Raw genomic sequence first — 24,684 nt, 5'->3', positions numbered from 1 at the left:
GTGGGGGCCTCTCCCTGCGGTTTGATGACGGTGTCTAAGCGCACCAAAAGCGAACCAGGAAGAGGCCCTGTATGAAGTCTGACGGAGAAATCATGGAAATTCTTGCTGCCTACGATCTGACCGGATCGTTGCGCGCCACCGCGGAGCTCACGGGCTGCTCGCACCACACCGTTGCTAAACACGTCACCGCCCGTGACGCGGGCCGGCCGATCGGGGAACCCGCGGCCCGCGGCCGGGTCACCGACGCGTTCCTGCCCAAGATCGAGGAATGGATCGAAGCCTCCAAGGGCCGGATCCGGGCCGACAAGGCCCACGAAAAGCTCCTCGCTCTGGGCTACACCGGTTCGGAACGGTCTACCCGCCGGGCGATCGCGCAGGTCAAAGCCGCGTGGCGGCTGGGCCACACCCGCGTCCACCGGCCGTGGATCACAGAACCGGGGATGTGGTTGCAGTACGACTTCGGCGACGGGCCCCGGATCGGCGGGGTGAAGACCATCCTTTTCGTGGCCTGGCTGGCGTTCTCACGCTTCCGCATCGTGATCCCGCTCAGGGACAGGACCGCGCCGAGCGTGTTCGCGGCCCTGGACCGGTGCTTCCGGATCCTCGGAGGGGCGCCGACCTATGTCCTCACGGACAACGAGAAGACCGTCACCACCGCCCACGTCGCCGGGGTCCCGGTGCGCAACCAGCAGACCCTGGACTTCGCCCGGCACTACGGGGTGACCGTGCTGACCTGCCAACCGGCGGACCCGGCCACCAAAGGCGGAGTCGAAGCGTCCGTGAAACTCGCCAAGGCCGACCTCGTGCCCAAAGACACCAACCTCCGCGATGACTACCGCACCTTCGCCGAGCTCGAGGCCGCCTGCACGGCGTTCATGGACGAGGTCAATCACCGTGAGCACCGGACGACGCGGCGGAAACCCGCGGCCATGCTCGCCGAGGAAGCCCCGCGGCTGCACCGGATCCCGGACACCGCCCACACGGTCGCGTTCGGCCTGGCCCGCGGCGTTCCGGAGAACACCCCAATGGTCACCTTCGAAAACGCCCAGTACTCCGTCCCGGCCCACCTGCTCGGAGCCCGGGTGTTCGTCCGCACCCACGGCACCGGGCCCGGCGAGCAGGTCATCATCGTCCACCACGGCACGACCGGGCCCGTCGAAGTCGCCCGCCACGAACGGGCACGGCCCGGCAGCCCCGCCATCAACGACGAACACTTCCCCGGAACCCGGGCGAAGCTCCCCGGCGACTACGAGGTGAGGGCCCGCAGCGCGGACGAGGCCGCGTTCCTGGCCATCGGCGAAGGCGCCAGAACCTGGCTCGTCGAGGCCGCCGCGGCCGGGACCGCAAGGATGAACGTGAAAATGGCCGAAGCCGTTACGCTGGCCAAAATCGCCGGCACTGATCAGGTCGACCGGGCCCTGGGCGACGCCGCCCTGCACGGCCGGTTCGCGCACCCGGACCTCGCCTCGATCTTGAACGCCAACATCCGCCGCACTACCACCCACGCCGCCAACGAAGCCACCTCCCTCACCCAAGGAACAGGGGCGTGGGCCGCGATCGGCAACCCCGCAACCATCACCACGCCGGAGGAGGCCCGATGAGCCCCGTCACCACGACCAATACCGTGGCTCCGCCGCTACCGGCGGACCTGGAGGCCCTGATGCGGTCCCTGAAAATGCCCCACGCCCGGGCGCTGGCCCCGGACCTGATCGCGACCGCCCGCGCCCAGCGGTGGGAACCGGCCGAGGTCATCAAGGCCCTCTTCACGGAGGAAGCCGCCGGCCGGGCCCGGTCCATGCTCGCTTCCCGCCGCAAAGCAGCCGGGTTCCCGACCGGGAAGACCTTCGAGGCGTGGGACCCTGCAGCGTCCTCCATCCCGGGCCCGACCCAGCAGGCACTGCGGACCCTGGAATGGATCACCCGCAGGGAAAACTTGGTCGTCTGCGGGCCCTCGGGGACGGGGAAGACGTTCTTCCTCGAAGCCCTCGGCCAGCAGGCCGTCGAAGCCGGAATGCGGGTCGCTTGGTTCAGGCTCGAGGACCTCGGCGTCCTCATCCGCGCCCACCGAACCGATGACAGCGTCACCCGGGCCGTTGCCCGGATCCTGCGCGCCGAGCTCGTGGTCATCGATGATATTGGTCTGTTGCCCGTGGCCACGGACGCCGCCGAAGGCCTCTACCGGGTCGTGGACGCAGCCTACGAAAAACGCTCCGTCGCGATCAGCTCCAACCTCCACCCCGCCGGGTTCGATGAGCTCATGCCCAAAACCCTCGCCACCGCCACCGTTGACCGACTGCTGCACCACGCCCACGTCTGCCAGACCAGCGGCGATTCCGTCCGTCTTACCCAGGCCCTCGCCGGAAAAGGAGTGACCCGCTTGAACTGACCAACCCAACGATGGCCGACCCCGCCGAAACGAATCAGTGGGCAGATCTGTTGGCCATAACCGGGCAGTTTTACTGGCCACCAGCGGGCACATCAACTGGCCGCCCATGGGCAGAACGTAATGGCCATTGACAGGGGTGGCAGCCTGGATATCGGAGACGCGAAAGCGAGGACTAAGAAATGCCTGACATCGGAAGTTCGCACCTCACGGAGAAGTTCACACATTCGATAGAGCGACTGATCATGAACTTGTTTGGGCCGCCCGACAGGGGCGCCATCGACACTCCCGTCATTCACAAAAACGATCATGCTGAAGCAGCGTCGATCCAGGAACTCGTTGATATAGAAATAGAGCGGCAAACCTGATGGTTGTACCGGTGTACTTGTCAGCCAGGACTCCTGCGGCCACCACGCAGTTATTGGTGCCGGCCTTGAACATTTCGCCTACCAGATCGCGGGCGAGGATGTCGTTGCGGGTGTCGCAGCCGTTATGGTCGACGTAGGCCCAGATGGGTCCGAACTCATTCCGCGTATAGCCGGTCTTCGTAGCGCGCCCTTTCACCGGAATATACTCCAGCTGGGCAAGGGCCTTCGCAGCGTCGCCGGCGGACGTCAGACATGGTGCATCTGCTGCGACGCCTGGGGCAGACTCCATGGATTTGATGGAGTCGGCTGCAGAGTTACAACCAGCGAGGGGGCCAGCCATAAGAAGAGTAGCGACGGCCGCCAGTGATTGAGCGATGGAACGAACCATTTCAGTGGTCCTCCCACTTTGCGAGGTCCGAATCACATTTAGCCTGAAAAGCGTGTTGTCAGCACCAGCGTGGGGGGCGGTTGTAACCCTTGCTCAGCTCACAGGCGACAATCTGGCCTTCGACCGTGTCCCGATGAGCCGCTGCTTATTCAGCAGCTGGCTTTCGGGAAGCTGAGAACTAGTCTTGCCGGGAAGAATTTCGCTCAACTTGGCGATCTCCAGGATGTGTTCCGAGGTAAAGATGATCTTTCCCTTCCCCCAGCACGCGTGAGGGAAGCGTCCGCTGGTCGCACCGTCGCGCAGCCAGGACTCCCTGCAGCGCATAAGCGCTGCTGCTTCGGCAGGCTCAAAAAACTCGATGTCCACGGCGTCCTCCAGAGAAAAGTGCAGGTTTCTCAGGTCCATGCGTGCTGCCATACTAACCAACATGACCGAAACCGGCCGCTGAGAGAGCCGACGAAATACGAGCTAAAGACGCTGAAAAGCTGTCACCGAACGCTCAGTTGCGTCAGCGCCCACCTGCAATGTCTCGGGCATCAGGTGACCGTACACCTGCTCAGTCGTCTTCGTGGATGCGTGCCTGAGCCGGCGGGAAATGGTAAACAATGGCACGCCGTCCTGGATGAGCCAGGACGCGTGGGTGTGGCGAAGGTCGTGAATCCTTGGGTTCTTAGTCATGCCAATTGCCTGGGCCGTGCGAACGGCAGGCACCCAGTAGTCAGCCCAGAAGAGTTTATGGACGATCCGGCCGCCCTTGGGCGTCGTGAACACCAGTTCCTTACCTGGCCTGCTTGCCACCAGCGGAATCAGCAGCTCCACCAGAGCCGGGTTCAGCCCGATGGTCCTCTTGCCGGCACCGGTCTTTGTCGCGCCAACGTAAAACTGGTTCTGCCCATCCCGTTTCCACGCTTTGTTGATGCGGGCAGTCGGTGGCTTGGAAAGCAGGTCCACGTCCGCAACAGTCAGTGCAGTGGCTTCTCCAAAACGCGTGCCGGTCATGACCAGGAAGTCAGTGAAGGCCTTGTACCGCTCCCCCATCCCCTCCATGATGAGCCGGTACTCGGCATGGGTCAGGAACATGGCCTCATCCTCGGCCTTCTCGATGTTCGGCAGCTGCACGCCCCGGCAGGGGTTTCGGGTGATGTAGCCGAGCATCTCCGCCGTATTCATCGAGGCCGAAATGAGGCCATGGATGTTATGGATCGTCTTTGGTGCCTTGCCTTTGGCCATCATTGACTTCACCCAGTGCGCAATGACGCGATAGTCGACCTTGTCCACGGGAACGTGACCGATGACCGGCCGGATGTGGAGATCAAGCATGGTTTGATACGTCTTGATGGTTCCGCTCGAAGGGCGGACCAGCAGATCGATGTGTTCTTGGATGACTTCTGCCACGGTAGGCGGACGTTTCTCGTTGGTGAGGATGGCGTGCTGGGCGATCTCAAACGATTGTCCGTTGGCGTCAAGCAGCCGCTTGAGGGTCTCAGCTTCGGTGACTGTAGCAACCGTGAGGCCTTGGGCGGTTTTGGTCTTAGGGTCCCGCCAGCGCACCATGAAGGACTTTGAACCGTCCTTTTTGGTGCGAGTACTGATGCTTGCCACACACAAAACGGTACGCTCGTGTACACACTTTGGCGGTTTTTGTACACACTCAATCGCTCAACAGGCGCTTGACCTGCGGAAACACTGTGCCCGAGGTGGGACTCGAACCCACACACCTTTCGATACCGCATTTTGAGTGCGGCGCGTCTGCCAATTCCGCCACTCGGGCGCGGAATACGAGGAGCGAAAGTACGCCCACAGCTGACTGTGAGCAACGCGATCGCTTCACGTACGCGGAATTACTCTACATGCAGATAGGCTGAATTCCAGAATCGCGCCGCCGTCGCCGCAACCGAACCCCTGCAAGCCAAGTACAGCCGCGGTGGCACCTAAGATAGTGATGTCCCGCCGTACCTTTTCAAGGAGATCCCGTGACTGAACAGACGGAGTCCAAGCCCACGTCCCAGCCGGCGCGCCGCGTCATTGTGGCAGAGGATGAAACCCTCATCCGCCTCGACATCATCGAGATCCTGCGCGGTGAAGGCTACGACGTCGTGGGCGAGGCGGACAACGGCGAGAAGGCCGTCCAGCTCGCCGAGGAACTCAAGCCTGACCTGGTCCTCATGGACGTCAAGATGCCCGTCATGGACGGCATCTCGGCAGCGGAAAAGATCGTCAAGGCCCGCATCGCCCCTGTGGTCCTGCTGACCGCCTTCAGCCAGAAGGAACTGGTGGAGCGGGCCCGTGACGCCGGCGCCATGGCCTACGTGGTCAAGCCGTTCACGCCCGCAGACCTCATCCCGGCGCTGGAGATCGCACTCTCCCGCCACGAGGAAATCAAGGCCCTCGAGGGCGAGGTTTCGGACCTGCAGGAGCAGTTCGCCACCCGCAAGCTCGTGGAGCGCGCCAAGAGCCTGCTGACCACCAAGATGGGCCTGACGGAACCGGAAGCCTTCCGCTGGATCCAGAAGACGTCCATGGACCGCCGCCTCAGCATGCGCGAGGTCGCCGAAACCATCATCAACCAGGTCAACTAGCGCGCAGGCCGGGCCCGGAGGAATTACGACGACGGCCCGGCCACCAACCGGGAACGGTCACCACAGTGGCCGGTCACCAAAGCAAGACAGCGAAAAGGACCCCTGCCAGAAGGCAGGGGTCCTTTTTGCTTTGTCAGAAGGCTAGGCCTCTGCGGCCTGGTTCTTCTTCTTCTTTTCCGGCCAGGGGCCGAGCTTCTCGCGGTTGCTTGCGATCTCTCCCCCGCGGGTGGAGTCGGCGAGGTCGCCCACCTTGTGCACCTTCAGGGAGTTGGTGGAGCCGGCCTTTCCGGGAGGCGAACCGGCGGCGATGACCACCAGGTCACCGTCCTGGACCAGGCCCATCTCTTCGAGGCTGCGGTCAACCTGCGCGGTCATGGCGTCCGTGTGGTCCACCATCTGCACCAGCACCGGCTGGATGCCCCATGTGAGGGCCATCTGGTTCCAGACCTGCTCCACCGGGGTGAAAGCGAAGACCGGCTTGATCGGCCGCAGGCGGGACAGGCGGCGGGCCGAGTCACCGGACTGGGTGAACGCACAAATGTACTTGGCGTCCAACTGGTCGGCGATTTCGACGGCGGCACGCGTAATGGCACCGCCACGGGTCCGCGGCTTGGTGCCCAGCGGGGGGACGCGCTCCAGGCCGTGGACCTCGGTGGACTCGATGATCCGGGCCATGGTCTTCACGGTCTCAATGGGGTACTTCCCCACGCTTGTCTCACCGGAAAGCATGACAGCGTCGGCACCGTCGAGCACGGCGTTGGCGCAGTCCGAAGCTTCTGCACGGGTGGGGCGCGGGTTATCGATCATCGATTCGAGCACCTGCGTGGCCACGATGACCGGCTTGGCCCACCGGCGTGCCAGTTCCACGGCGCGCTTCTGGACGATCGGCACTTCCTCCAGCGGCAGTTCCACACCGAGGTCGCCACGGGCCACCATGATGGCGTCGAACGCGTCGATGATCTCGGGCAGCTGCTCCACGGCCTGCGGCTTTTCGATCTTGGCGATGACCGGTACGCGGCGGCCTTCCTCGTCCATGATCTCGTGCACGCGGCTGATGTCCGATGCGTCGCGGACAAACGACAGAGCCACCAGGTCAACACCGCGGCGGATGGCCCAACGGAGGTCGTCCTCATCCTTTTCGCTCAGCGCGGGAACGTTGACGGCCACGCCGGGGAGGTTGATGCCCTTGTTGTTGGACACCATGCCGCCAACGGTCACCTCGGCAACCACTTTGACGTCGTCGACCTCAATGGCGCGCAAGGCCACCTTGCCGTCGTCGATCAGCAGGGCATCGCCCACCTTGACGTCCTCGGTGAGGCTCTTCAGGGTGGTGGAGGCGATCTCCTGGGTACCGGGAACGTCCTCGGTGGTGATGGTGAAGATGTCACCGACGGCCAGCGCGTGCGGGCCGTCCACGAAACGGCCCAGGCGGATCTTTGGTCCCTGGAGGTCGGCCATGATGGCCACGGCCTTGCCAAGGTCGGACGCTGCCTTGCGGACGTTCTCGTAGGTGTTGTCATGCACGGTGTAGTCACCGTGGCTCATGTTCATGCGGGCGACGTCAACGCCGGCTTCCAGCACCGCGAGGGTGTTTTCGTAGCTGGCAATTGCCGGGCCGAACGTAGCCACAATTTTTGCGCGTCTCATATACCTACCCTATTGGTCACTTGCATTGTTTAAGTTGTCGGCGAGGTGAACCCTCGGTGCAGTCCTAGAGGACGGCGATGGCGCGGTCCGTCGGTGCGACGGGGGCGGGAAGGATGGTGCTTCCCATCAGGTACTTGTCCACTGCAGCAGCGGCGGCACGCCCCTCGGCAATGGCCCACACAATCAGGGACTGCCCGCGGCCGGCGTCACCGGCAACAAACACGCCTTCGGTGTTGGTCATGTAGTAGCCGTCGCGGGCAACGTTGCCGCGGCCGTCGAACTCGGCATGCACCTGGTCGCTGATGCCCGCAGGCTCAGCGCCGGTGAAGCCGAGCGACAGGAACACCAGGTCGGCCGGGATGATCCGTTCGGTGCCGGCCTTCGGGAGCCGCTTGCCGTCGACAAACTCGGTCTCGGCCACCTTCACGCCGGTCAGCTTGCCGTTCTCGCCAACGAACTCGACGGTGGAGGCGAGGTAGGTGCGTTCGCCACCTTCCTCGTGCGCGCTGGCCATCTCGAACAGGGTGGGGAACGTCGGCCACGGCTGGTGGCTGGCACGCTCCGACGGCGGCTGCTTGCCAATGGCAAGGGTGGTCACTGATGCGGCGCCATGCCGGTGCGCGGTACCCAGGCAGTCGGCACCGGTGTCGCCGCCGCCCAGGATCACCACGTGCTTGCCGTTGGCGTTGATCTGGTTTTCGATGGTTTCACCGGCCACCGCGCGGTTGGCGGGCACCAGGTAGTCCATGGCGAAGTGGATGCCGTCAAGGTCACGGCCCGGGATGGGCAGGTCACGCGGAACGGTGGCACCGGTGCAAATGACGACGGCGTCGTAGCGCCTGCGCAGCTGCTCCCAAGTCACGTCGGTGCCCACAGCGACGCCGGTCCGGAAGCGGGTGCCTTCGGCCTTCATCTGCTCGACGCGGCGGTCCACCTGCTCCTTTTCCATCTTGAAGTCGGGGATGCCGTAGCGCAGCAGGCCGCCGATCTTGTCGTCCCGCTCGTAGACGGCGACGGTGTGGCCCACGCGTGTGAGCTGCTGGGCGACGGCGAGGCCGGCGGGGCCGGAACCGACCACCGCAACGGTCTTGCCGGTGAGGCGGGCGGGCGGCAGCGGGTTGACCCAGCCGTTGTCCCATGCCTCGTCGATGATGGAGACTTCCACCTGCTTGATGGTCACTGCGGGCTGGTTGATTCCCAGCACGCAGGACGCCTCGCAGGGGGCGGGGCAGAGCCGGCCGGTGAACTCGGGGAAGTTGTTCGTGGCGTGCAGGCGCTCGATCGCTTCCTCGCCCTTGTCCCGCCACATGAGGTCGTTCCACTCGGGAATGAGGTTCCCCAGGGGGCAGCCCTGGTGGCAGAACGGGATACCGCAGTCCATGCAGCGCCCGGCCTGGGCTTTCAGCGTGCCCTTTTCCTGTGCCTCGTAGACCTCTTTCCAGTCCATGATGCGGACAGGGACGGGACGGCGCGGCTGGGTTTCACGCTGGCGTACTTTCAGAAATCCGCGTGGATCAGCCACCGGTAACCTCCAGGATTCGGGACCATACTTCTTCGCCGTCGGGGTCAAGGCCCTCTTCAATGGCGTCGAGGCGGGTTTGCAGCACGGCCGCGTAATCGCGCGGCAGCACCTTGGTGATGCGGGCAGCGGTGTCGTCGAAATTCTCGAGGAGGCGCGCAGCCAGCTGGGAGTCAGTTTCTTCCACGTGCTTGACCAGCAGGCCGTGGACAATGTCGCGGTCCTCGGCGTCCAGCTCGCGCAGCTGCAGCTCACCGGATTCCAGTGCCTGCTTGTTGACGCGGGTGGTCCGCAGGTCCAGGACGTACGCGGTTCCGCCGGACATGCCGGCGCCGAAGTTGCGGCCCGTGCGTCCGATGATCAGCGTCTGGCCGCCGGTCATGTATTCGCAGCCGTGGTCACCAATGCCTTCGACGACGGCGGTGGCACCGGAGTTGCGGACCAGGAAGCGTTCGCCCACCTGGCCGCGCAGGAACAGCTCGCCGCTGGTGGCGCCGTAGCCGATCACGTTCCCGGCGATCACGTTGGTCTCCGCCTTGAACACGTTGGTGCGGTCCGGGCGGACGATGATCCGGCCGCCGGACAGGCCCTTGCCCACGTAGTCGTTGGAGTCACCGAACAACCGCAGGGTGATGCCCGCGGGCAGGAAGGCGCCCAGGGACTGGCCGGCGGTGCCGTTCAGCGTGACGTCGATGGTGTCCGTGGCCAGGACGTCGGTGCCAAAGGTCTTGGTGACGACGTGGCCCAGCATGGTGCCCACCGAACGGTCGGTGTTGATGACGTCCACGGTGATCTTAACCGGGCTGCGGTCCGTCAGCGCCTCGGTGGCCATGGTGATCAGGCGCTGGTCGAAGTGCTTGTCCAGCTCGTGGTTCTGGCCGGTCATGTTGCGCAGCGGCGCGTCGTCGTCGAACTCCAGGCCGTGCAGGATCGGGTCCAGGTCCAGCCCGTCGGCCTTCCAGTGGTTGACCGCTTCGCGGGTGTCCAGCACCTCGGCGTGGCCGATCGCCTCCTCGAGGCTGCGGAAACCGAGCTCTGCCAGGATCTCCCGGACTTCCTCAGCAAGGAATTCGAAGAAGTTGACCACGAACTCGGGCTTGCCACTGAAGCGTGCACGCAGCTCGGGGTTCTGCGTGGCAACACCTACGGGGCAGGTGTCCAGGTGGCAGACGCGCATCATGATGCAGCCTTCCACCACCAGCGGGGCGGTAGCGAAGCCGAACTCCTCGCCGCCCAGCAGGGCAGCAATGACAACGTCGCGGCCGGTCTTGAGCTGGCCATCCACCTGCACCACCACGCGGTCGCGCAGGCCGTTGAGCATCAGCGTCTGCTGCGTCTCGGCCAGGCCCAGCTCCCAGGGAACACCGGCGTGCTTGAGCGAGTTCAGCGGCGAGGCGCCGGTGCCGCCGTCATGTCCGGAGACAAGTACGACGTCGGCCTTCGCCTTGGTCACGCCGGACGCCACGGTGCCGATCCCGACTTCCGACACCAGCTTCACATGCACCCGCGCCGAGGGGTTGGCGCGCTTGGCATCGTAGATGAGCTGCGCGAGGTCCTCGATGGAGTAGATGTCGTGGTGCGGCGGCGGGGAGATGAGCCCGACGCCGGGGGTCGAGTGCCGCGTCCGGGCCACCCACGGGTAGACCTTCTGGGCCATCAGCTGGCCGCCTTCGCCGGGCTTGGCACCCTGCGCCATCTTGATCTGGATGTCGTCGGCGTTGGTCAGGTAGAGGCTGGTGACACCGAACCGGCCGGACGCGATCTGCTTGACCGCGGAGCGGCGCTTCGGATCCAGCAGGCGCTCAACATCCTCGCCGCCTTCACCGGTGTTGGACTTGCCGCCCAGCTGGTTCATGGCGATGGCCAGCGTCTCGTGTGCCTCCTGCGAGATGGAGCCATAGCTCATCGCACCGGTGGAGAACCGCTTGACGATGCTGGAGACCGGCTCCACTTCCTCAAGGGGAACAGAGGGGCGCTCGTTCTTGAACTTGAGGAGGCCGCGAAGGGTCATCAGGTTGGTGGACTGGTCGTCCACGCCCTTGGTGTACGACTTGAAGATGTCGTAGCGGCGCTCACGCGTGGCGTGCTGCAACCGGAAGACGGTCTCCGGGTTGAAGAGGTGGGGTTCGCCGTCGCGGCGCCACTGGTACTCGCCGCCACCCAGCAGGGGGCGGTGCGGCTGCTCGATGCCGCCGTCCGGGTAGGCCATCTGGTGGCGCGCGGAAACCTCGGCTGCGATGACGTCCAGGCCGACGCCGCCAAGCTGGGAGTGGGTACCGGCGAAGAATTCGTCCACCAGTTCCTGGCCCAGGCCCAGTGCCTCGAAGGTCTGGGCTCCGGTGTAGGAGGCCACGGTGGAGATGCCCATCTTGGACATGATCTTCAGGACGCCCTTGCCCAGGCCCTTGATCAGGTTGTAGACGCCGTCCTGCGGGGTCACTCCGGTGACGTCGCCGGCGGCGATGAGCTGCTCCACAGACTCCATGGCGAGGTACGGGTTGACGGCGGAGGCGCCGTAGCCGATGAGCACGGCCACGTGGTGCGTTTCGCGGACGTCACCGGCTTCAACCACAAGGGCGGTCTTGGTGCGGTTGGCGCTGCGCAGCAGGTGGTGGTGCACGGCGCTGACCAGCAGCAGCGACGGGATGGGCGCCCACTGGGCGTTGGAGTCACGGTCGGAGAGCACGATGTACTGCACGCCGCGGTTGATGGCGCCGGAAACCTGCTCGCAGATTTCCGTGAGCCGTGCACGCAGCGCGTTTTCGCCGCCTTCGGGCCGGTACAGGCCGCGGACCTTCATGGCCACGCGGTTGCCGTCGGCGTCCTCGATGTTGGCGATCTTGGCGAGCTGGTCGTTATTGATCACCGGGAACGGCAGCTGGACCTGCGGCTGGCGGACCTGCTTGGTGTCCAGGAGGTTGCCATTGGGTCCGATGGCGCAGGTGAGCGAGGTGACCAGTTCTTCGCGGATGGCGTCCAGCGGCGGGTTGGTGACCTGCGCGAAGGACTGCACGAAGTAGTCGAACAGCAGGCGCGGGCGCTTGGACAGCACGGCCACGGGAGTGTCGGAGCCCATGGCGCCAAGGGGCTCGGCACCGGTGCGGGCCATCGGCCCCAGCAGGATCTTCAGTTCCTCGGTGGTGTAGCCGAAGGTGCGCTGGCGGATGTTCACGGACGCGGCCGTGTGCACCACGTGCTCACGTTCGGGCAGGTCGTTGAGGTCGATCAGGTTGTCCTTGACCCACTCGGCCCACGGATTGGCCGCGGCTACTTCGGCCTTGACCTCTTCGTCGTCGATGATGCGGCCGGCCTCGGTGTCCACCAGGAACATCTTGCCCGGGGACACGCGGCCCTTCTTGACCACCTTGGAGGGTTCGACGTCGATCACGCCCACCTCGGAGGCGAAGACGATCAGGCCGTCCTCGGTGATCCAAAAGCGGCCGGGGCGCAGGCCGTTGCGGTCAAGAGTAGCGCCGACCAGGTTGCCGTCGGTGAAGGAGACGGCGGCGGGGCCATCCCACGGTTCCATGAGCAGCGAGTGGTACTCGTAGAAAGCGCGCCGGGCCGGATCCATGGTGGCGTGGTTTTCCCAGGCCTCGGGGATCATCATCATGATCGAGTGCGTGATGGGGCGGCCGGAGAGCCAGAGCAGCTCCGCAACTTCGTCAAAGGACGCGGAGTCGGAGGCGCCGGGGGTGCAGATAGGGTACAGCTCTTCCGGCGAGTCACCCAGCAGCGGGTTGGCGAGCTGTGACTGGCGGGCCCGCATCCAGTTCCGGTTGCCCTTGACGGTGTTGATCTCACCGTTGTGGGCGATGGTGCGGAACGGCTGCGCCAGCGGCCACGACGGGAAGGTGTTCGTGGAGAAGCGCGAGTGCACGATCGCCAGCTTGGTCTTGAACCGCTTGTCGGAGAGGTCCGGGTAGAACGGCTCCAGCTGGGCGGTGGTGAGCATGCCCTTGTAGACGATGGTCCGGGAGGACAGCGACGGGAAGTACACGCCGAACTTGTTCTGGGCCCGCTTGCGGATCCGCCACGCACGGGAGTCCAGCTCGTTGCGGTCCAGTTCCTCACCGTTGGCCGATGCCAGGAAGGGCTGGGAGAAGTAGGGCATGCAGGCGCGGGCCATGGCACCGACCAGATCGGCAACGATGGGCACTTCACGCCACCCGAGGACCTTCAGGCCCTCATCGGCAGCCAGGCCCTCGATACCGGCCTTGGCGGCGTCGGCTTCCCGCTGCTCGGCAGGCAGGAAGGCGGTGCCGGCCACGTACTGGCCGGGAGCCGGCAGTTCGAACTCCGTGACGGCCCGGAAGAACTCGTCCGGAATCTGCATGAGCATGCCTGCGCCGTCGCCGGTGCCCTCGTCGGCACCCACGGCGCCACGGTGCTCGAGGTTGCGAAGCGCAGTCAGCGCGGCGTCGACGATGTCGTACCCGGGTTCGCCGCGCAGCGTCGCGATAATCGCAAGCCCGCAGGCGTCCTTCTCCTGCTCCGGGTTGTACAGCCCGGCGGCTTCCGGCATGGCTGCGAAGCGCTTGAACGGCGACAGTGCAGTCTCAGGCTGGTCCGGTTCGGACCAGCTGGGAGTGTTAAGAGTTTGGGTCATGGGAGACGTCCTTCCTCCTGATCGTGCGTATGGAAGGGACACCGTTGGCCCCACTCGTCGGCGCCGCTGCGATGGGCACAACAAAGTGTTGATTACTGGAAATTGTAGGTCAGCGCGCCCTGCGGAACTAAAGGTTACGCAGGCCCCTGCCCAGGGCAGCACCGGTGGCCATTACTGGCTGTCCGGACTGCCCCATGCCACGACGTTGTGGTTCTTCGGGCCCTTCGAGCGGTGGCTCTGCTGCCCTGCCTGGCCGGCGCCCTACTTGACGGTGCCTGCCTCCGACGCGGGTCCGGTGGCTGTGCTGCCGGAGTGTCCGGCAGCGGTGGCATCCGTTCCGGGCTTTGAGCCTTCCGGTGCCGCCGCGGCGTCTTCCGTGGGGTCGGAAGCATGCCTGGAACCGCTGTGGTTATCAGGGAGATTACCACGCGAATCACTATCTGAGACACCGCGGTCCGTATCACGGACTTCATGACTGGCGCCTGAGTCCGTGGAGGCTTCCACGGACTTCTCCGGTTCATGGCCGGGCAGGTAGACGGTGTCCGGATCGGGGCGGCCCTTGAGGCCCAGGAGAATGAAGGCGATCAGTGCCGCGAGGAAGACGAAGATGCTGGTCCACACGTTGAGCCGTGTGGTGATGCCAAAGATGCTGATCTGCTCTGCGTCATCGATGCGCATGGCTTCGATCCAGACACGGCCCAGGGTGTAGTACATGGCGTACAGCCAGAAGAGCCGGCTCCGGCGGAAGTGGAAGCGCCGGTCCAGGGCGAGCAGGATCAGTACGCCGGCCAGGTTCCACAGCGACTCGTAAAGGAAGGTGGGGTGGAACAGGGTGTCTGCAGGCATGCCTGCAGGAAAGTTGGGGTTGTTGGGGTCGATCTGCAGGCCCCACGGCAGGGTGGTGGGTCCGCCGAAGAGTTCCTGGTTGAAGTAGTTGCCCCACCGGCCGATGGCCTGGGCCAGGAGCAGCCCGGGTGCCGCGGCGTCAACGAAGGCACTCAGCTTGACCCCGCTGCGGCGGCAGCCAATCCAGGCGCCGACGGCCCCGAGGACGACGGCGCCCCAGATTCCCAGCCCGCCGCGCTGGATTTGTGGGATCAGGGAGAGGTCACCAGTGCCGTCAAAGCCGGGACCGAAGTAGGCGTCCGGCGATGAGACCACGTGGTAGAGGCGGCCGCCGATGATGCCAAAGGGGATGGCCCAGATAACGATGTCCCAGACACTGCCTTCAGGGGCGCCGCGCTTGGCCCACCGCACGGAGGTCAACCACAGGCCAACGATGATTCCGGCCAGGATGCACAGCGCGTAGGCGTGGATCCGCAGGCTGCCCCATGGCAGGGGGATGTCGAAACCGGACCAGTCCGGGCTGGGGATGCTCACCGGAACCAGGGCGGGAGCCAGTGCGGTTGCCTGAAGGAGTGCCTCCATGGACTAGGCCCCGCTTTCCTGCGTGGCCCCGTTGACCTTCGCCAGGCCGGTGCTGAGGTCCTTGGTGAGGGTGGCAACTGCGTCCACGCCGCCGTCGCCCAGGGTCTTCACCAGGGCGGTGCCCACGATGACGCCTTCTGCGTAGGCGGCAATCTCGCGCACCTGGTCGGCATTGGACACACCCAGGCCTACGCAGACACGTTCCGCGCCGGCACCATGTGCTGCGGCGACAACATCCTTGGCGGCACTGCTCACGGACGTACGGGCACCTGTGACGCCCATGATGGAGACGGCGTAAACGAAGCCACGGCTCGCATCCACGGTGCGCTGCATGCGCTCCGGGGTGGACGACGGGGCAACGAGGAACACACGGTCCAGGCCGTACTTGTCCGAGGCTTCCATCCATTCGGCGGCCTCGTCAGGAATGAGGTCCGGGGTGATGAGCCCCGCTCCCCCGGCTTCGGCCAGCCGGCGCGAGAATTCGTCCACGCCCATGCGGACCACGGGGTTCCAGTAGGTCATGACCAGGACGGCGGCGTCGGTTTGGCTGGTGATGCCGGCAACCACGTCGAACACCTGGCTGACGTGGAAGCCCTTGGCAAGCGCCTCCGTGGTGGCGGCCTGGATGACCTGGCCGTCCATGACGGGATCCGAGTACGGAATGCCGATCTCGATCAGGTCGGCGCCGTTCCGGGCCGCTGCGATGCCGGCGGTGATGGATTCCTCAACGCTGGGGTAGCCGGCGGGCAGGTAGGCGATGAGGGCGGCGCGGCCCTGGTCGCGTGCCCTGTCGATGGCGGCAGCAGCTTTGCTGGTGCCTGGTGCCGGGTTGGCCGTTCCTGCCGTGCCGTTGATCTCTGCGCTGCTCACAGCTGCTCCCCCTCTTTGCCGATCTCGGATTCGGCGGAATTCTTGTCCAGCAGGTCAAACCATTCGGCGGCGGTGGCCACGTCCTTGTCACCGCGCCCGGACAGGTTGACGATGACGATCTTGTCGCCCGCGGCGGCAGGATCCTCGGCGGCAAGCCGCTGGCCCACCTTGATGGCGCCTGCCAGCGCGTGCGAGGACTCGATGGCAGGGATGATGCCCTCGGTGCGGCACAGGAGGCGGAAGGACTTCATCGCTTCGCTGTCGGTGATGGGCTCGTAGCTGACCCGGCCAATGTCGGCCAGGTACGAGTGCTCCGGGCCGACGCCCGGGTAGTCCAGGCCGGCGGAAATGGAGTGCGACTCGATGGTCTGCCCGTCGTCGTCCTGCATGAGGTAGGAGCGGGCGCCGTGCAGCACGCCGGGCTTGCCCAGCGTGATGGTGGCGGCGTGCCGGCCGGTCTCCACGCCCTCGCCGCCGGCTTCAAAGCCGTAGATCTTTACGGAAGGATCATCCAGGAAGCCATGGAAAATGCCGATGGCGTTGGAACCGCCGCCGATGCAAGCGCAGACCGCATCCGGAAGGCGTCCCTCCTGTTCAAGGATCTGGGCGCGTGCCTCCTCGCCGATGACCTCGTGGAAGTACCGCACCATGGCCGGGAACGGGTGGGCACCTGCGGCAGTGCCCAGCAGGTAGTGGGTGTTCTCGACGTTGGCCACCCAGTCACGGAGGGCGTCGTTGATGGCGTCCTTCAGGGTCTGCGATCCGCTGGTGACGGCTATGACCTTGGCGCCGAGAAGTTCCATGCGGGCAACGTTCAACGCCTGGCGGCGGCAGTCCTCGGCGCCCATATACACCACGCATTCCATGCCCATCAGGGCGGCTGCCGTGGCGCTGGCCACGCCGTGCTGGCCGGCGCCGGTCTCAGCGATGATGCGGGTTTTGCCCATGCGCTTGGCGAGCAGGGCCTGGCCCAGGACGTTGTTAATCTTGTGCGACCCGGTGTGGTTCAGGTCCTCGCGCTTGAGGAACACCCGCACTCCCCCAGCGTGCTGCGAAAACCGCTTGGCTTCCGTCAGCAGGGACGGACGGCCGGAGTAGTTCTTGTTCAGGTCCGCGATTTGGGACCGGAACTCGGGATCGTCCTTGGCCTTGTTGAAGGTATCTTCGAGTTCGTCCAGGGCGGCAATGAGTGACTCGGGCATCCATCGGCCGCCATAGTTGCCGAAGTACGGCCCCGGGGCGTGGCGGAGGGATCCGCCCTGCAGGAATGCTTCCGCGGTGTTGTTGTCAGCGTTTCCTGAGGGTGCTTGAGCCATCAGTCCTGTCCTGTTCGTAGATAGCGGTCATAAGTCTTGTGGTCCGGCGCGGAGCCGGAGTGCGGTCCTGCGGGGCCGGCTGGCAGCCCCGCAGGATCACGTACGCGGTGGTGCCTCAGGCGCGGGCTGCGATGGCGGCGGCACCCGCGGCAGTGAACTCGGCGATTCGTTCGCGCGGGGTCGCGTGGCTTACCAGCGCCTCGCCCACCAGTATGGCGTTGGCCCCGCTGGCGGCGTAATGCGTGACGTCGTCAGCGTCACGGACGCCGGATTCTGCGACCACGACGGCCTCAGCAGGGATCTTCCCCGCCAGTGAGGCAAAAACTGAACGGTCGACGTCGAGCGTCTTCAGGTTGCGCACGTTGACGCCGATGATGCGCGCCTTGGCCGCGACCGCACGCTCGATCTCTTCTTCCGTGTGCGTCTCCACCAGTACGTTCATGCCAAGTTCGTGGCTGAGGGCGCTGAACTCGGCGAGCTGGGCGTCGGAAAGGGCCGCCACGATCAGGAGGATGAGGTCGGCACCATGGGCTCGGGCTTCCCAAATCTGGTACTCGTCGAGGGTGAAGTCCTTGCGCAGCAAGGGGGTGTCGACGGCGGCACGAACGGCGTCCAGGTCGGCCAGCGACCCGTTGAAGCGGCGCTGCTCGGTGAGCACGCTGATGACGGAGGCACCGCCGTCGGCGTACTGCCGGGCGAGCGACGCCGGATCTCCGATGCTGGCGAGATCGCCCTTGGAGGGGCTGCGGCGCTTGATTTCGGCAATGACCTTCAGCTGTTCCCGGGTTGGGGAGCTTCCGCCGAGAGCCGCCCAGGCGTCGCGGGCAGGTGCCGCGGCCTGGGCCAGGTCCTTCAGCTCAGCCAAGGAAACGAGCCGCTTCCTGGCCTCCATATCCTCCCTGACACCGGCGTTGATGTCATCGAGAACAGTCTCCATCAGTGGCCGGAGTTCTTCAGCTTGCTGCCTTCGACGCCGTAGCCTGCCTTGCGCATGATGTAGCCGAGGATCAGGCCGACGACCATGACGACGGCACCGCCGATGAAGATGGGGGTGCTGGCGATGACGAATGCGATGGCTGCGATGAGTGCGCCTACGAGCATGACGATGACGCAGGTCCAGGCTGCCGGGCTGTTGCCGTGGCCCAGTTCCTGGCTGTGGTCAATGGCGCCGGGGGCAACCGTGCGGGTGCCTGACTTGGAAACGGACGCAGGTGCTTTGCTCATGGAAAATCTCCTCAGGATGGATACTGCTTACATTCTGCCATTTTTTGACTGCCGCCCGCGTACCGCAGGGCTTCAACGCCCGGCCCGGCGCTGGCAAACCCGGCCTTAAGTGGGGTCCTCGCCCCGGGAAAGCCGGTCCCAGCTGTCGATCTCGTCCACCGGGCCGGCCGGTGCAGCGCTGCCGGCGGTGGCCGGGGCGTCGTATTTGGTGCGCGTCTTCCAGTAGCGGGACGCGGGCAGGATCAACAGGGCCGCCAGGGCCAGCAGGCAGCCGGCGACGACGGCGAGCACGGGAAAGGCGGTGACCTCAACGTGGGCCTGGCTGCCTGAGACGCCCGTGGCGCCTGCGATGGTTCCCTGCGCCGCGGCGAGGGGGTCGGCCAGGACCATGGCCGCGGCGGTCACCACGCCGGCTGAAGCAAGAAGGATGATGGCGGTGATGACCCAGCGGGCGATCCTGCCGGCGATGGCCGCGGCGAGGCCGCCGGCCAGCGCCACCAGGGCCAGGGCCGTCACGGTGGTGGCGGCCTTGCTGCCCTGCACCTGGATCGCGTTTTGGGTTGCTGCCGCCTGGCCCAGCTGGTTGGGGTCGAGTGTGGCCGTCATCCAGGTCTGCGTAGTGGTCCCGAAGGCGGCCAGGGCCAGGACGGTGATCAGCAGCACCACGTTGGACTTGCGCGCCCACACGGGCACAGCCCGGGACCTCGAGGACTCGGCCGCCTTCCCTGCCTGGCCTGGCTTACCTGCCTTACCTGGCTGGCCTGCGGCTACTCCGGAACCGGGCATCAGGACTCCGCCCCGCCGGGGAGTGATTCCGCGGAGATGTTGTGCAGGGAGCCTGCCGTGTGCACCGCACGCAGCGGCGCGGCTGCCTTGTTGACGGTTTCCAGGGCCTCTGTGGGGTTCACGGAGTCGGCCACGATGCCGCCGCCGGCCTGGACGTACGCGCGCCCCTCCCGGATCAGGGCGGACCGGATGGCGATGGCCATGTCCATGTCACCGGCGAAGTCCAGATAGCCCACCACGCCGCCGTAGATGCCGCGGCGGTGCGGTTCCAGCTCGTCAAGGAGCCGCAGGGCGCGCGGCTTCGGCGCCCCGGAAAGGGTACCGGCCGGGAACGTGGCCTTTAGGACGTCGTACGCCTTGGCCTGCGGGGAGAGCGTGCCCACCACCGTGGACACCAGGTGCATGATGTGGCTGAAGCGCTCCACCTCCATGAACTGGGTGACATCCACGGTACCGGCAACACAGACCTTGGAGAGGTCGTTGCGGGAGAGGTCCACCAGCATCAGGTGCTCCGCGCGTTCCTTCTGGTCCGCCAGGAGTTCCTCGGCCAGGGCCTTGTCCGCTTCCACGGTCTTCCCGCGCGGACGGGAGCCCGCGATGGGGTGGGTAATGACTTCCTCACCCGTCACCGTCACCAGTGCTTCCGGGGAGGATCCGACGATGGAGTACTCGCGACCCTCGGCGTCGGCCAGGCTGAAGATGTACATGTACGGGCTGGGGTTGGTGTTGCGCAGCACGCGGTATACATCCAGTGCGGACGCGTTGCATTCCATCTCGAACCGGCGCGAGATGACCACCTGGAAAACCTCGCCGTCCACGATGGCTTCCTTGCCGCGGTCCAGCGCTGCGAGGTATTCGGCTTCATCCCAGCGTTCCTGCACGCTGGAGGCAAAGTCCAGGGCCGCAGGCTCCAGCACGGAGACCGGCTGCACCACGGGCGCGCTGATCTTGGCCAGGAGTTCCTTGACCCGGGCCACGGCGTCGTGCCAGGCCTCGTCGACCCGCTCGGAGCTGTTGTCGAAGTTGATGGCGTTGGCGATCAACAGCACCGTGCCGTCCACATTGTCATGCACAGCCATGTCGGTGACCAGGTTAAGGGCCATTTCGGGCAGCTGCAGGTCATCCTCGGGCGGGCTGACCAGCCGTTCCCAGTGCCGGACGGTTTCCCAGCCAAGGAAGCCCACCAGGCCGGAGGTGAAGGGCGGCAGTCCTTCGAAGCGGTCGGTGCGCAAGGCGTCGATGGTGTCGCGGATGGCATCCACGGGGCTGCCGCTGACCGGCACACCGGCCGGGGGCTCGCCCAGCCAGTGCGCCTGGCCGTCCTTGGTGGTCAGGGTGGCGCGGGACCTGGCGCCGATGAAGGAGTAGCGGGACCAGGCTCCGCCCACCGCCGCCGATTCCATGAGGAACGTGCCGGGCTGGCCCTGCGCCAGCTTCCGGTACAGGCCGATGGGGGTCTCGGCGTCGGCCAGGACCTTGAGCCTGACGGGGATAACACGGCTGTGGCCGGCAAGTTCCCGGAATTCCTCAAGGCTCGGGCTGATGGTTCCAAGGTCCTGCATGGCTATGCTTGTCCGCCTGTTCTTCGAGAGGGCCGGCCGTGCCGGCACCTTGGGTGTGCTTGCTGGGTGGCTGCAGCCTCGATGGGGCCTGCCCGGGCAGCGGTTCTGCCTAGCCCGCCTGGCCTTCCACCACGGCCAGGTCCCTGCCGTCAAAGCAGGTCCGGGTGCCCGTATGGCAGGCGGCACCCACCTGGTCGACGCGCACCAGCAGTGCGTCGCCGTCGCAGTCCATGGCCACGGATTTGACCCACTGGACGTGCCCCGAGGTGTCGCCCTTGCGCCAGTACTCCTGGCGTGAGCGGGAGTAGAACGTCACCCGGCCGGTGGTCATGGTGCGGTGCAGGGCTTCATCGTCCATCCAGCCGAGCATCAGCACTTCGTTGGTGTCGTACTGCTGCACCACTGCTGCCACCAGGCCTGCGGCGTCGCGCTTGAGTGCCGCGGCGATCCCTTCCGGAAGGGGGCTGGCGGAGGGCGCTTCAACGGACGACGACGGCACTTGAGGGACGTCGGGTCCTGCGGTTTGGACGGGGGTTGGCTGCTCAGACATCGGGTCAAGTCTAGTGCCTTCACGCACCCGCTCTCCTGTTGTGAACAACGGCACGCCACCGGCCGCTCCAGTGCTGCCCAACTCCACAGCTCTCGTGCTAGTTTCACAAGTGATGCATTTCGTCGAACCGTCCCGAGAAGTCCTGGCCGAAACCCTGCTTGCGGCGGGCCCTGATGCTCCAACGCTGTGCAAGGGCTGGCGCACCAGGGACCTTGCCGCGCACCTGTACCTGCGCGAGCGCAAGGCTGCCGTCGGTCTCGGCCTGGTGATCAAGCGGCTGGCCAGGGCATCGGACCAGGCCACGGCCAAGCTGGCTGCCAAGCTCACCGGCAGCGACGACTACGCCCGGCTGGTAAACACCTTCCGCGCGGGCCCGCCCGCGCTCTCTCCGATGAGCATCAAGGCGCTGGACGAAAGCGCCAACCTGATCGAGTACTTCGTGCACACCGAGGACGTCCGGCGCGCCGTGGACCGGTGGGCCCCCAGGGCACTCGATGAGGCCTACTCCGACGCGCTGTGGGACGAACTGGTGAAGCGCGCCGCCATCCTGTACCGCGGCGTGGACCTTGGCATTGTGCTGGTGCGCCCGTCCGGCCCCCGCCACGTCGCCAAGCGCGCGCCTGTTTCCGTGGCCATCGTCGGCGAGCCGGGCGAACTGCTGATGCACGCCCACGGCCGCACCCGCCACGCCCTCGTCACCTTCGAAGGCCAGCCGGACGCCGTCGCCCTCCTCCAGTCAGCCGAAGTAGGGCTCTAGAGAAGAAGGCCGGGTCACCTCAGTGACCCGGCCTTGTTTTTCTGTGAAACTACCGTACTTCGAAGCCTGCTTCGCGGATGGCGTCCTTGACCTGGTGCATCATGTTGTCCGGGCCCCAGTGGAAGATCGAGGCGGCCAGGACTGCGTCCGCGCCGGCTGCTACTGCGGGCGGGAAGTGGGCAGGCTCCCCTGCCCCGCCGGAGGCGATGATGGGGACCTTGACGGCGGCCCGGACCAGCTTGATGAGCTCGAGGTCGAAGCCGTCCTTGGTGCCGTCGGCGTCAATGGAGTTCAGCAGGATCTCCCCCACCCCGCGGTCCGCAGCTTCCCTGGCCCACTCGATCGCGTCGATCCCGGTGCCGGTGCGCCCGCCGTGAGTGGTCACTTCGAATCCCGACGGCGTGGGCTGGGATCCCGGGCGGGTGCGCCGGGCGTCGACGGACAGGACGAGCACTTGGGAACCGAAGTGCCGGGTGATCTCGTCGATGACGTCGGGCCGGGCCACGGCCGCGGTGTTGATCGACGCCTTGTCGGCGCCGTAGCGCAGGAGCTTGTCCACTTCGGCCACGCCGCGGACGCCGCCGCCCACGGTCAGGGGGATGAAGACTTCCTCGGCGGTGCGGCGGACCACGTCGAAGGTGGTCTCGCGGTTGCCGGAGGACGCCGTGACGTCGAGGAACGTCAGTTCGTCGGCACCGGCGTTGTCGTAGCGGTGGGCGAGCTCCACGGGGTCGCCGGCGTCCCGGAGGCCCTCGAAGTTGACGCCCTTGACCACGCGCCCGGCGTCGACGTCAAGGCAGGGAATGACGCGAACTGCTACTGCCATGGGAACTCCTGGATGTTCTGTGCTGCTGAAGGGTGCCGGTTGTCAGATGCGGCAGGCGTGGATGCTGCTGACCAGGATGGCGCGGGCGCCGAGGTCGTACAGCTCGTCCATGATCCGGTTGGTCTCCTTCTTGGGCACCATGGATCGGACGGCCACCCAGTCGGAGTCGCGCAGCGGCGAGACCGTGGGCGACTCGAGGCCGGGGGTCAGGCTGGCCGCTTTTTCGACAAGTTCCTTGCGGATGTCGTAGTCCATCAGCACGTACTGCCGTGCCACCAGGACGCCCTGGAGGCGGCGGATCAGGACTTCGATCTCCTTGGCCGTGCCGTTGGCGGCCCCGCCGTTGCCGGTGCGCCGGATCAGGACTGCTTCGGATTTGAGGATGGGGTCGCCGAAGATTTCCATTCCGGCGGCCTTGAGGGTGTTGCCGGTTTCCACGACGTCGGCGATGGCGTCGGCGACCCCGAGGCGGACGGAGGATTCAACGGCGCCGTCCAGGCGGACCACCTTGGCGTTGATGCCGCGCTCGGCAAGGTAGTTCCGGAGCAGGCCGTCGTAACTGGTGGCCAGGCGCTTGCCTTCCAGCTCCGCGGCGGAGCTGAAGTCGCCTACCGGGCCGGCGAAGCGGAAGGTGGAGGCGGCGAATCCCAGCGGAAGCAGCTCTTCGGCTTCCACCTCGGCATCCAGCAGCAGGTCGCGGCCGGTGATGCCGACGTCGAGCGTTCCCTGCCCCACGTACACGGCAATGTCGCGGGGGCGGAGGAAGAAGAACTCGATGTCGTTGTCGGGGTCCACCATGACCAGCTCGCGGCTGTCGCGCCGCTGGCGGTATCCGGCTTCTGAGAGCATGGCGGAGGCGGCTTCGGACAGGGAGCCTTTGTTGGGGACGGCTACTCGCAGCATGGGAAGTTCTTTCTGGATTTTGAGTTGTCTAGGTGTTCAAGCAGTGCAGGCCACGGCAGGAACCGGCGGCAAAAACGCGCCGGACCGGTGGCTACAGATGCTTGTAGACGTCTTCCAGGGTCAGGCCTTTGGCGAGCATCAGAACCTGCAGGTGGTACAGCAGCTGGGAGATTTCCTCGGCCGCGGCTTCATCGGATTCATATTCGGCAGCCATCCAAACCTCGGCTGCTTCCTCAACGACTTTTTTGCCGATGCCGTGAACACCGGACTCCAATTCAGCGACGGTGCGGGAGCCTTCCGGGCGGGTGGCTGCCTTCTCGCTGAGCTCAGCGAACAGCGTCTCGAAATTCTTCACGCCCTCCAGCCTACTTGCTGCGGCCGCACGGGCGCTTCCCGGGCCCTTGCATGACGGGCGCGATGTGAGGGAATACACACCGCACCCGTCCGCTGGAGCGTTTAGTTGCGGTACTGCTTGAGTACGACGGCGGTGGCCAGCGCTGCGGTCACGGCTTCGTGGCCCTTGTCTTCCTTCGAGCCGGGCAGGCCGGCGCGGTCCAGGCCCTGCTGTTCGTTGTCGCAGGTGAGCACACCAAAGCCCACCGGCACTCCGGTGGAGACACTGACGTCGGTGAGGCCGGACGTCGCGGCCTGGCAGACGTAGTCGAAGTGCGGGGTTCCGCCACGGATCACGACGCCGAGGGCAACGACGGCGTCAAAGTGCGGTGCCAGCCGCGCGGCAGCCACCGGAAGCTCAAAGCTGCCGGGAACGCGCAGGACGGTGGGCTCGGCGATGCCGGCGTCCTTGGCCGCCCGGAGCGCGCCGTCCAGGAGCCCGTCCATGATCTGGGTGTGCCAGCTGGCTGCGATGATCGCCAGCTTCAGCTGTGAGGTTTCGGCCGGGTTGAGGGTGCTCAGGTCAATGTCGGGGGCGCCGTGTCCGCTCATGGGTTCTTCTGTTCCGTTCGTTCT

General features: G+C 65.8%; 22 protein-coding genes and 1 tRNA gene. 4 read left to right on the top strand and 19 right to left on the bottom strand.

Annotated features, from left to right (window positions below; translation table 11 throughout):
* Positions 1-71 precede the first annotated feature (71 nt).
* Both istA and istB read left to right on the top strand, forming a co-directional pair.
* Entirely contained in the window at positions 72-1,601 is a 1,530-nt protein-coding gene (gene istA / locus LFT49_RS09220) for an IS21 family transposase (protein ID WP_237428196.1), read from the top strand.
* Positions 1,598-2,386 carry an IS21-like element helper ATPase IstB gene (gene istB, locus LFT49_RS09215; RefSeq protein ID WP_237428195.1) on the top strand — a complete coding sequence of 263 codons (789 nt, stop codon included), beginning with the start codon at positions 1,598-1,600 and terminating at the stop codon, positions 2,384-2,386. The genes istA and istB overlap by 4 nt, the downstream gene beginning before the upstream one ends.
* Before the next feature lie 288 nt (positions 2,387-2,674).
* On the opposite strand, the gene LFT49_RS09210 is transcribed toward istB, so the two are convergent.
* From LFT49_RS09210 to LFT49_RS09195, 4 genes are all read right to left on the bottom strand, one after another.
* Positions 2,675-3,139, bottom strand: a complete 465-nt coding sequence (locus tag LFT49_RS09210) for a hypothetical protein (RefSeq protein ID WP_236821838.1) — start codon at positions 3,137-3,139, stop codon at positions 2,675-2,677.
* Positions 3,140-3,232: 93 nt separating this feature from the next.
* Complete coding sequence (locus LFT49_RS09205; RefSeq protein WP_237430296.1) at positions 3,233-3,556, bottom strand: hypothetical protein; 324 nt, start codon at positions 3,554-3,556, stop codon at positions 3,233-3,235.
* 51 nt (positions 3,557-3,607) lie between these two features.
* Positions 3,608-4,741, bottom strand: a complete 1,134-nt coding sequence (locus LFT49_RS09200; RefSeq protein WP_237430295.1) for a tyrosine-type recombinase/integrase — start codon at positions 4,739-4,741, stop codon at positions 3,608-3,610.
* Positions 4,742-4,828: 87 nt separating this feature from the next.
* A tRNA-Leu gene (locus tag LFT49_RS09195) sits at positions 4,829-4,910 on the bottom strand.
* A gap of 202 nt (positions 4,911-5,112) precedes the next feature.
* Here LFT49_RS09195 and LFT49_RS09190 point away from each other — a divergent pair.
* Entirely contained in the window at positions 5,113-5,718 is a 606-nt protein-coding gene (locus LFT49_RS09190) for an ANTAR domain-containing response regulator (RefSeq protein ID WP_141940978.1), read from the top strand.
* A gap of 141 nt (positions 5,719-5,859) precedes the next feature.
* Here the strand turns inward: LFT49_RS09190 and pyk are convergent, their stop codons facing one another.
* The 11 genes from pyk to hisI all read right to left on the bottom strand — a co-directional run bounded on the left by pyk (position 5,860) and on the right by hisI (position 21,229).
* Positions 5,860-7,365 (bottom strand): pyruvate kinase, encoded by a 1,506-nt coding sequence (gene pyk / locus LFT49_RS09185; RefSeq protein WP_236802125.1) that lies wholly within the window; start codon positions 7,363-7,365, stop codon positions 5,860-5,862.
* Positions 7,366-7,429: 64 nt separating this feature from the next.
* Positions 7,430-8,887, bottom strand: a complete 1,458-nt coding sequence (locus LFT49_RS09180; protein ID WP_236802124.1) for a glutamate synthase subunit beta — start codon at positions 8,885-8,887, stop codon at positions 7,430-7,432.
* Positions 8,880-13,493: a glutamate synthase large subunit gene (gene gltB / locus LFT49_RS09175; protein ID WP_237430294.1), complete on the bottom strand. Its 4,614-nt coding sequence runs from the start codon at positions 13,491-13,493 to the stop codon at positions 8,880-8,882. Before gltB ends, LFT49_RS09180 begins: the two co-directional genes overlap by 8 nt.
* Before the next feature lie 261 nt (positions 13,494-13,754).
* On the bottom strand, positions 13,755-14,921 hold the full coding sequence (lgt, locus tag LFT49_RS09170; RefSeq protein ID WP_237430293.1) for a prolipoprotein diacylglyceryl transferase: 1,167 nt from the start codon (positions 14,919-14,921) through the stop codon (positions 13,755-13,757).
* Between the two features lie 3 nt (positions 14,922-14,924).
* Positions 14,925-15,791, bottom strand: a complete 867-nt coding sequence (trpA, locus tag LFT49_RS09165; RefSeq protein WP_237430292.1) for a tryptophan synthase subunit alpha — start codon at positions 15,789-15,791, stop codon at positions 14,925-14,927.
* Positions 15,788-17,107 (bottom strand): tryptophan synthase subunit beta, encoded by a 1,320-nt coding sequence (gene trpB / locus LFT49_RS09160; protein WP_237430291.1) that lies wholly within the window; start codon positions 17,105-17,107, stop codon positions 15,788-15,790. The genes trpA and trpB overlap by 4 nt, the downstream gene beginning before the upstream one ends.
* Before the next feature lie 115 nt (positions 17,108-17,222).
* Positions 17,223-18,044 carry an indole-3-glycerol phosphate synthase TrpC gene (gene trpC / locus LFT49_RS09155; RefSeq protein WP_237430290.1) on the bottom strand — a complete coding sequence of 274 codons (822 nt, stop codon included), beginning with the start codon at positions 18,042-18,044 and terminating at the stop codon, positions 17,223-17,225.
* Positions 18,044-18,331, bottom strand: a complete 288-nt coding sequence (locus tag LFT49_RS09150; protein WP_236802118.1) for an HGxxPAAW family protein — start codon at positions 18,329-18,331, stop codon at positions 18,044-18,046. Before LFT49_RS09150 ends, trpC begins: the two co-directional genes overlap by 1 nt.
* A gap of 105 nt (positions 18,332-18,436) precedes the next feature.
* On the bottom strand, positions 18,437-19,117 hold the full coding sequence (locus tag LFT49_RS09145) for a Trp biosynthesis-associated membrane protein (protein ID WP_236821834.1): 681 nt from the start codon (positions 19,115-19,117) through the stop codon (positions 18,437-18,439).
* Positions 19,117-20,679 (bottom strand): anthranilate synthase component I, encoded by a 1,563-nt coding sequence (locus tag LFT49_RS09140; RefSeq protein ID WP_236802116.1) that lies wholly within the window; start codon positions 20,677-20,679, stop codon positions 19,117-19,119. The genes LFT49_RS09145 and LFT49_RS09140 overlap by 1 nt, the downstream gene beginning before the upstream one ends.
* A gap of 109 nt (positions 20,680-20,788) precedes the next feature.
* On the bottom strand, positions 20,789-21,229 hold the full coding sequence (gene hisI, locus LFT49_RS09135; RefSeq protein WP_237430289.1) for a phosphoribosyl-AMP cyclohydrolase: 441 nt from the start codon (positions 21,227-21,229) through the stop codon (positions 20,789-20,791).
* Positions 21,230-21,341: 112 nt separating this feature from the next.
* Here hisI and LFT49_RS09130 point away from each other — a divergent pair, with 112 nt between their 5' ends.
* Positions 21,342-21,986, top strand: a complete 645-nt coding sequence (locus tag LFT49_RS09130) for a TIGR03085 family metal-binding protein (RefSeq protein ID WP_237430288.1) — start codon at positions 21,342-21,344, stop codon at positions 21,984-21,986.
* A gap of 49 nt (positions 21,987-22,035) precedes the next feature.
* Here LFT49_RS09130 and hisF read toward each other — a convergent pair whose 3' ends face one another.
* The 4 genes from hisF to ribH form a co-directional block, all read right to left on the bottom strand.
* Positions 22,036-22,812 carry an imidazole glycerol phosphate synthase subunit HisF gene (gene hisF, locus LFT49_RS09125; RefSeq protein WP_142134148.1) on the bottom strand — a complete coding sequence of 259 codons (777 nt, stop codon included), beginning with the start codon at positions 22,810-22,812 and terminating at the stop codon, positions 22,036-22,038.
* A 42-nt stretch (positions 22,813-22,854) separates the two neighbouring features.
* A complete protein-coding gene (gene hisG / locus LFT49_RS09120; protein WP_142134150.1) occupies positions 22,855-23,715 on the bottom strand; it encodes an ATP phosphoribosyltransferase in 861 nt (286 codons plus the stop codon).
* 91 nt (positions 23,716-23,806) lie between these two features.
* Positions 23,807-24,070 (bottom strand): phosphoribosyl-ATP diphosphatase, encoded by a 264-nt coding sequence (locus LFT49_RS09115; protein ID WP_009358176.1) that lies wholly within the window; start codon positions 24,068-24,070, stop codon positions 23,807-23,809.
* Between the two features lie 101 nt (positions 24,071-24,171).
* A complete protein-coding gene (gene ribH, locus LFT49_RS09110) occupies positions 24,172-24,660 on the bottom strand; it encodes a 6,7-dimethyl-8-ribityllumazine synthase (RefSeq protein ID WP_237430287.1) in 489 nt (162 codons plus the stop codon).
* Between the last annotated feature and the right edge of the window lie 24 nt (positions 24,661-24,684).

It is taken from the genome of Arthrobacter sp. FW306-06-A (assembly GCF_021870055.1).
In the GTDB taxonomy this organism is placed as follows: domain Bacteria; phylum Actinomycetota; class Actinomycetes; order Actinomycetales; family Micrococcaceae; genus Arthrobacter.
The sequence above is the reverse complement of the archived record's forward strand: the minus strand, read 5'-3'. Positions and strand labels throughout refer to the sequence as shown.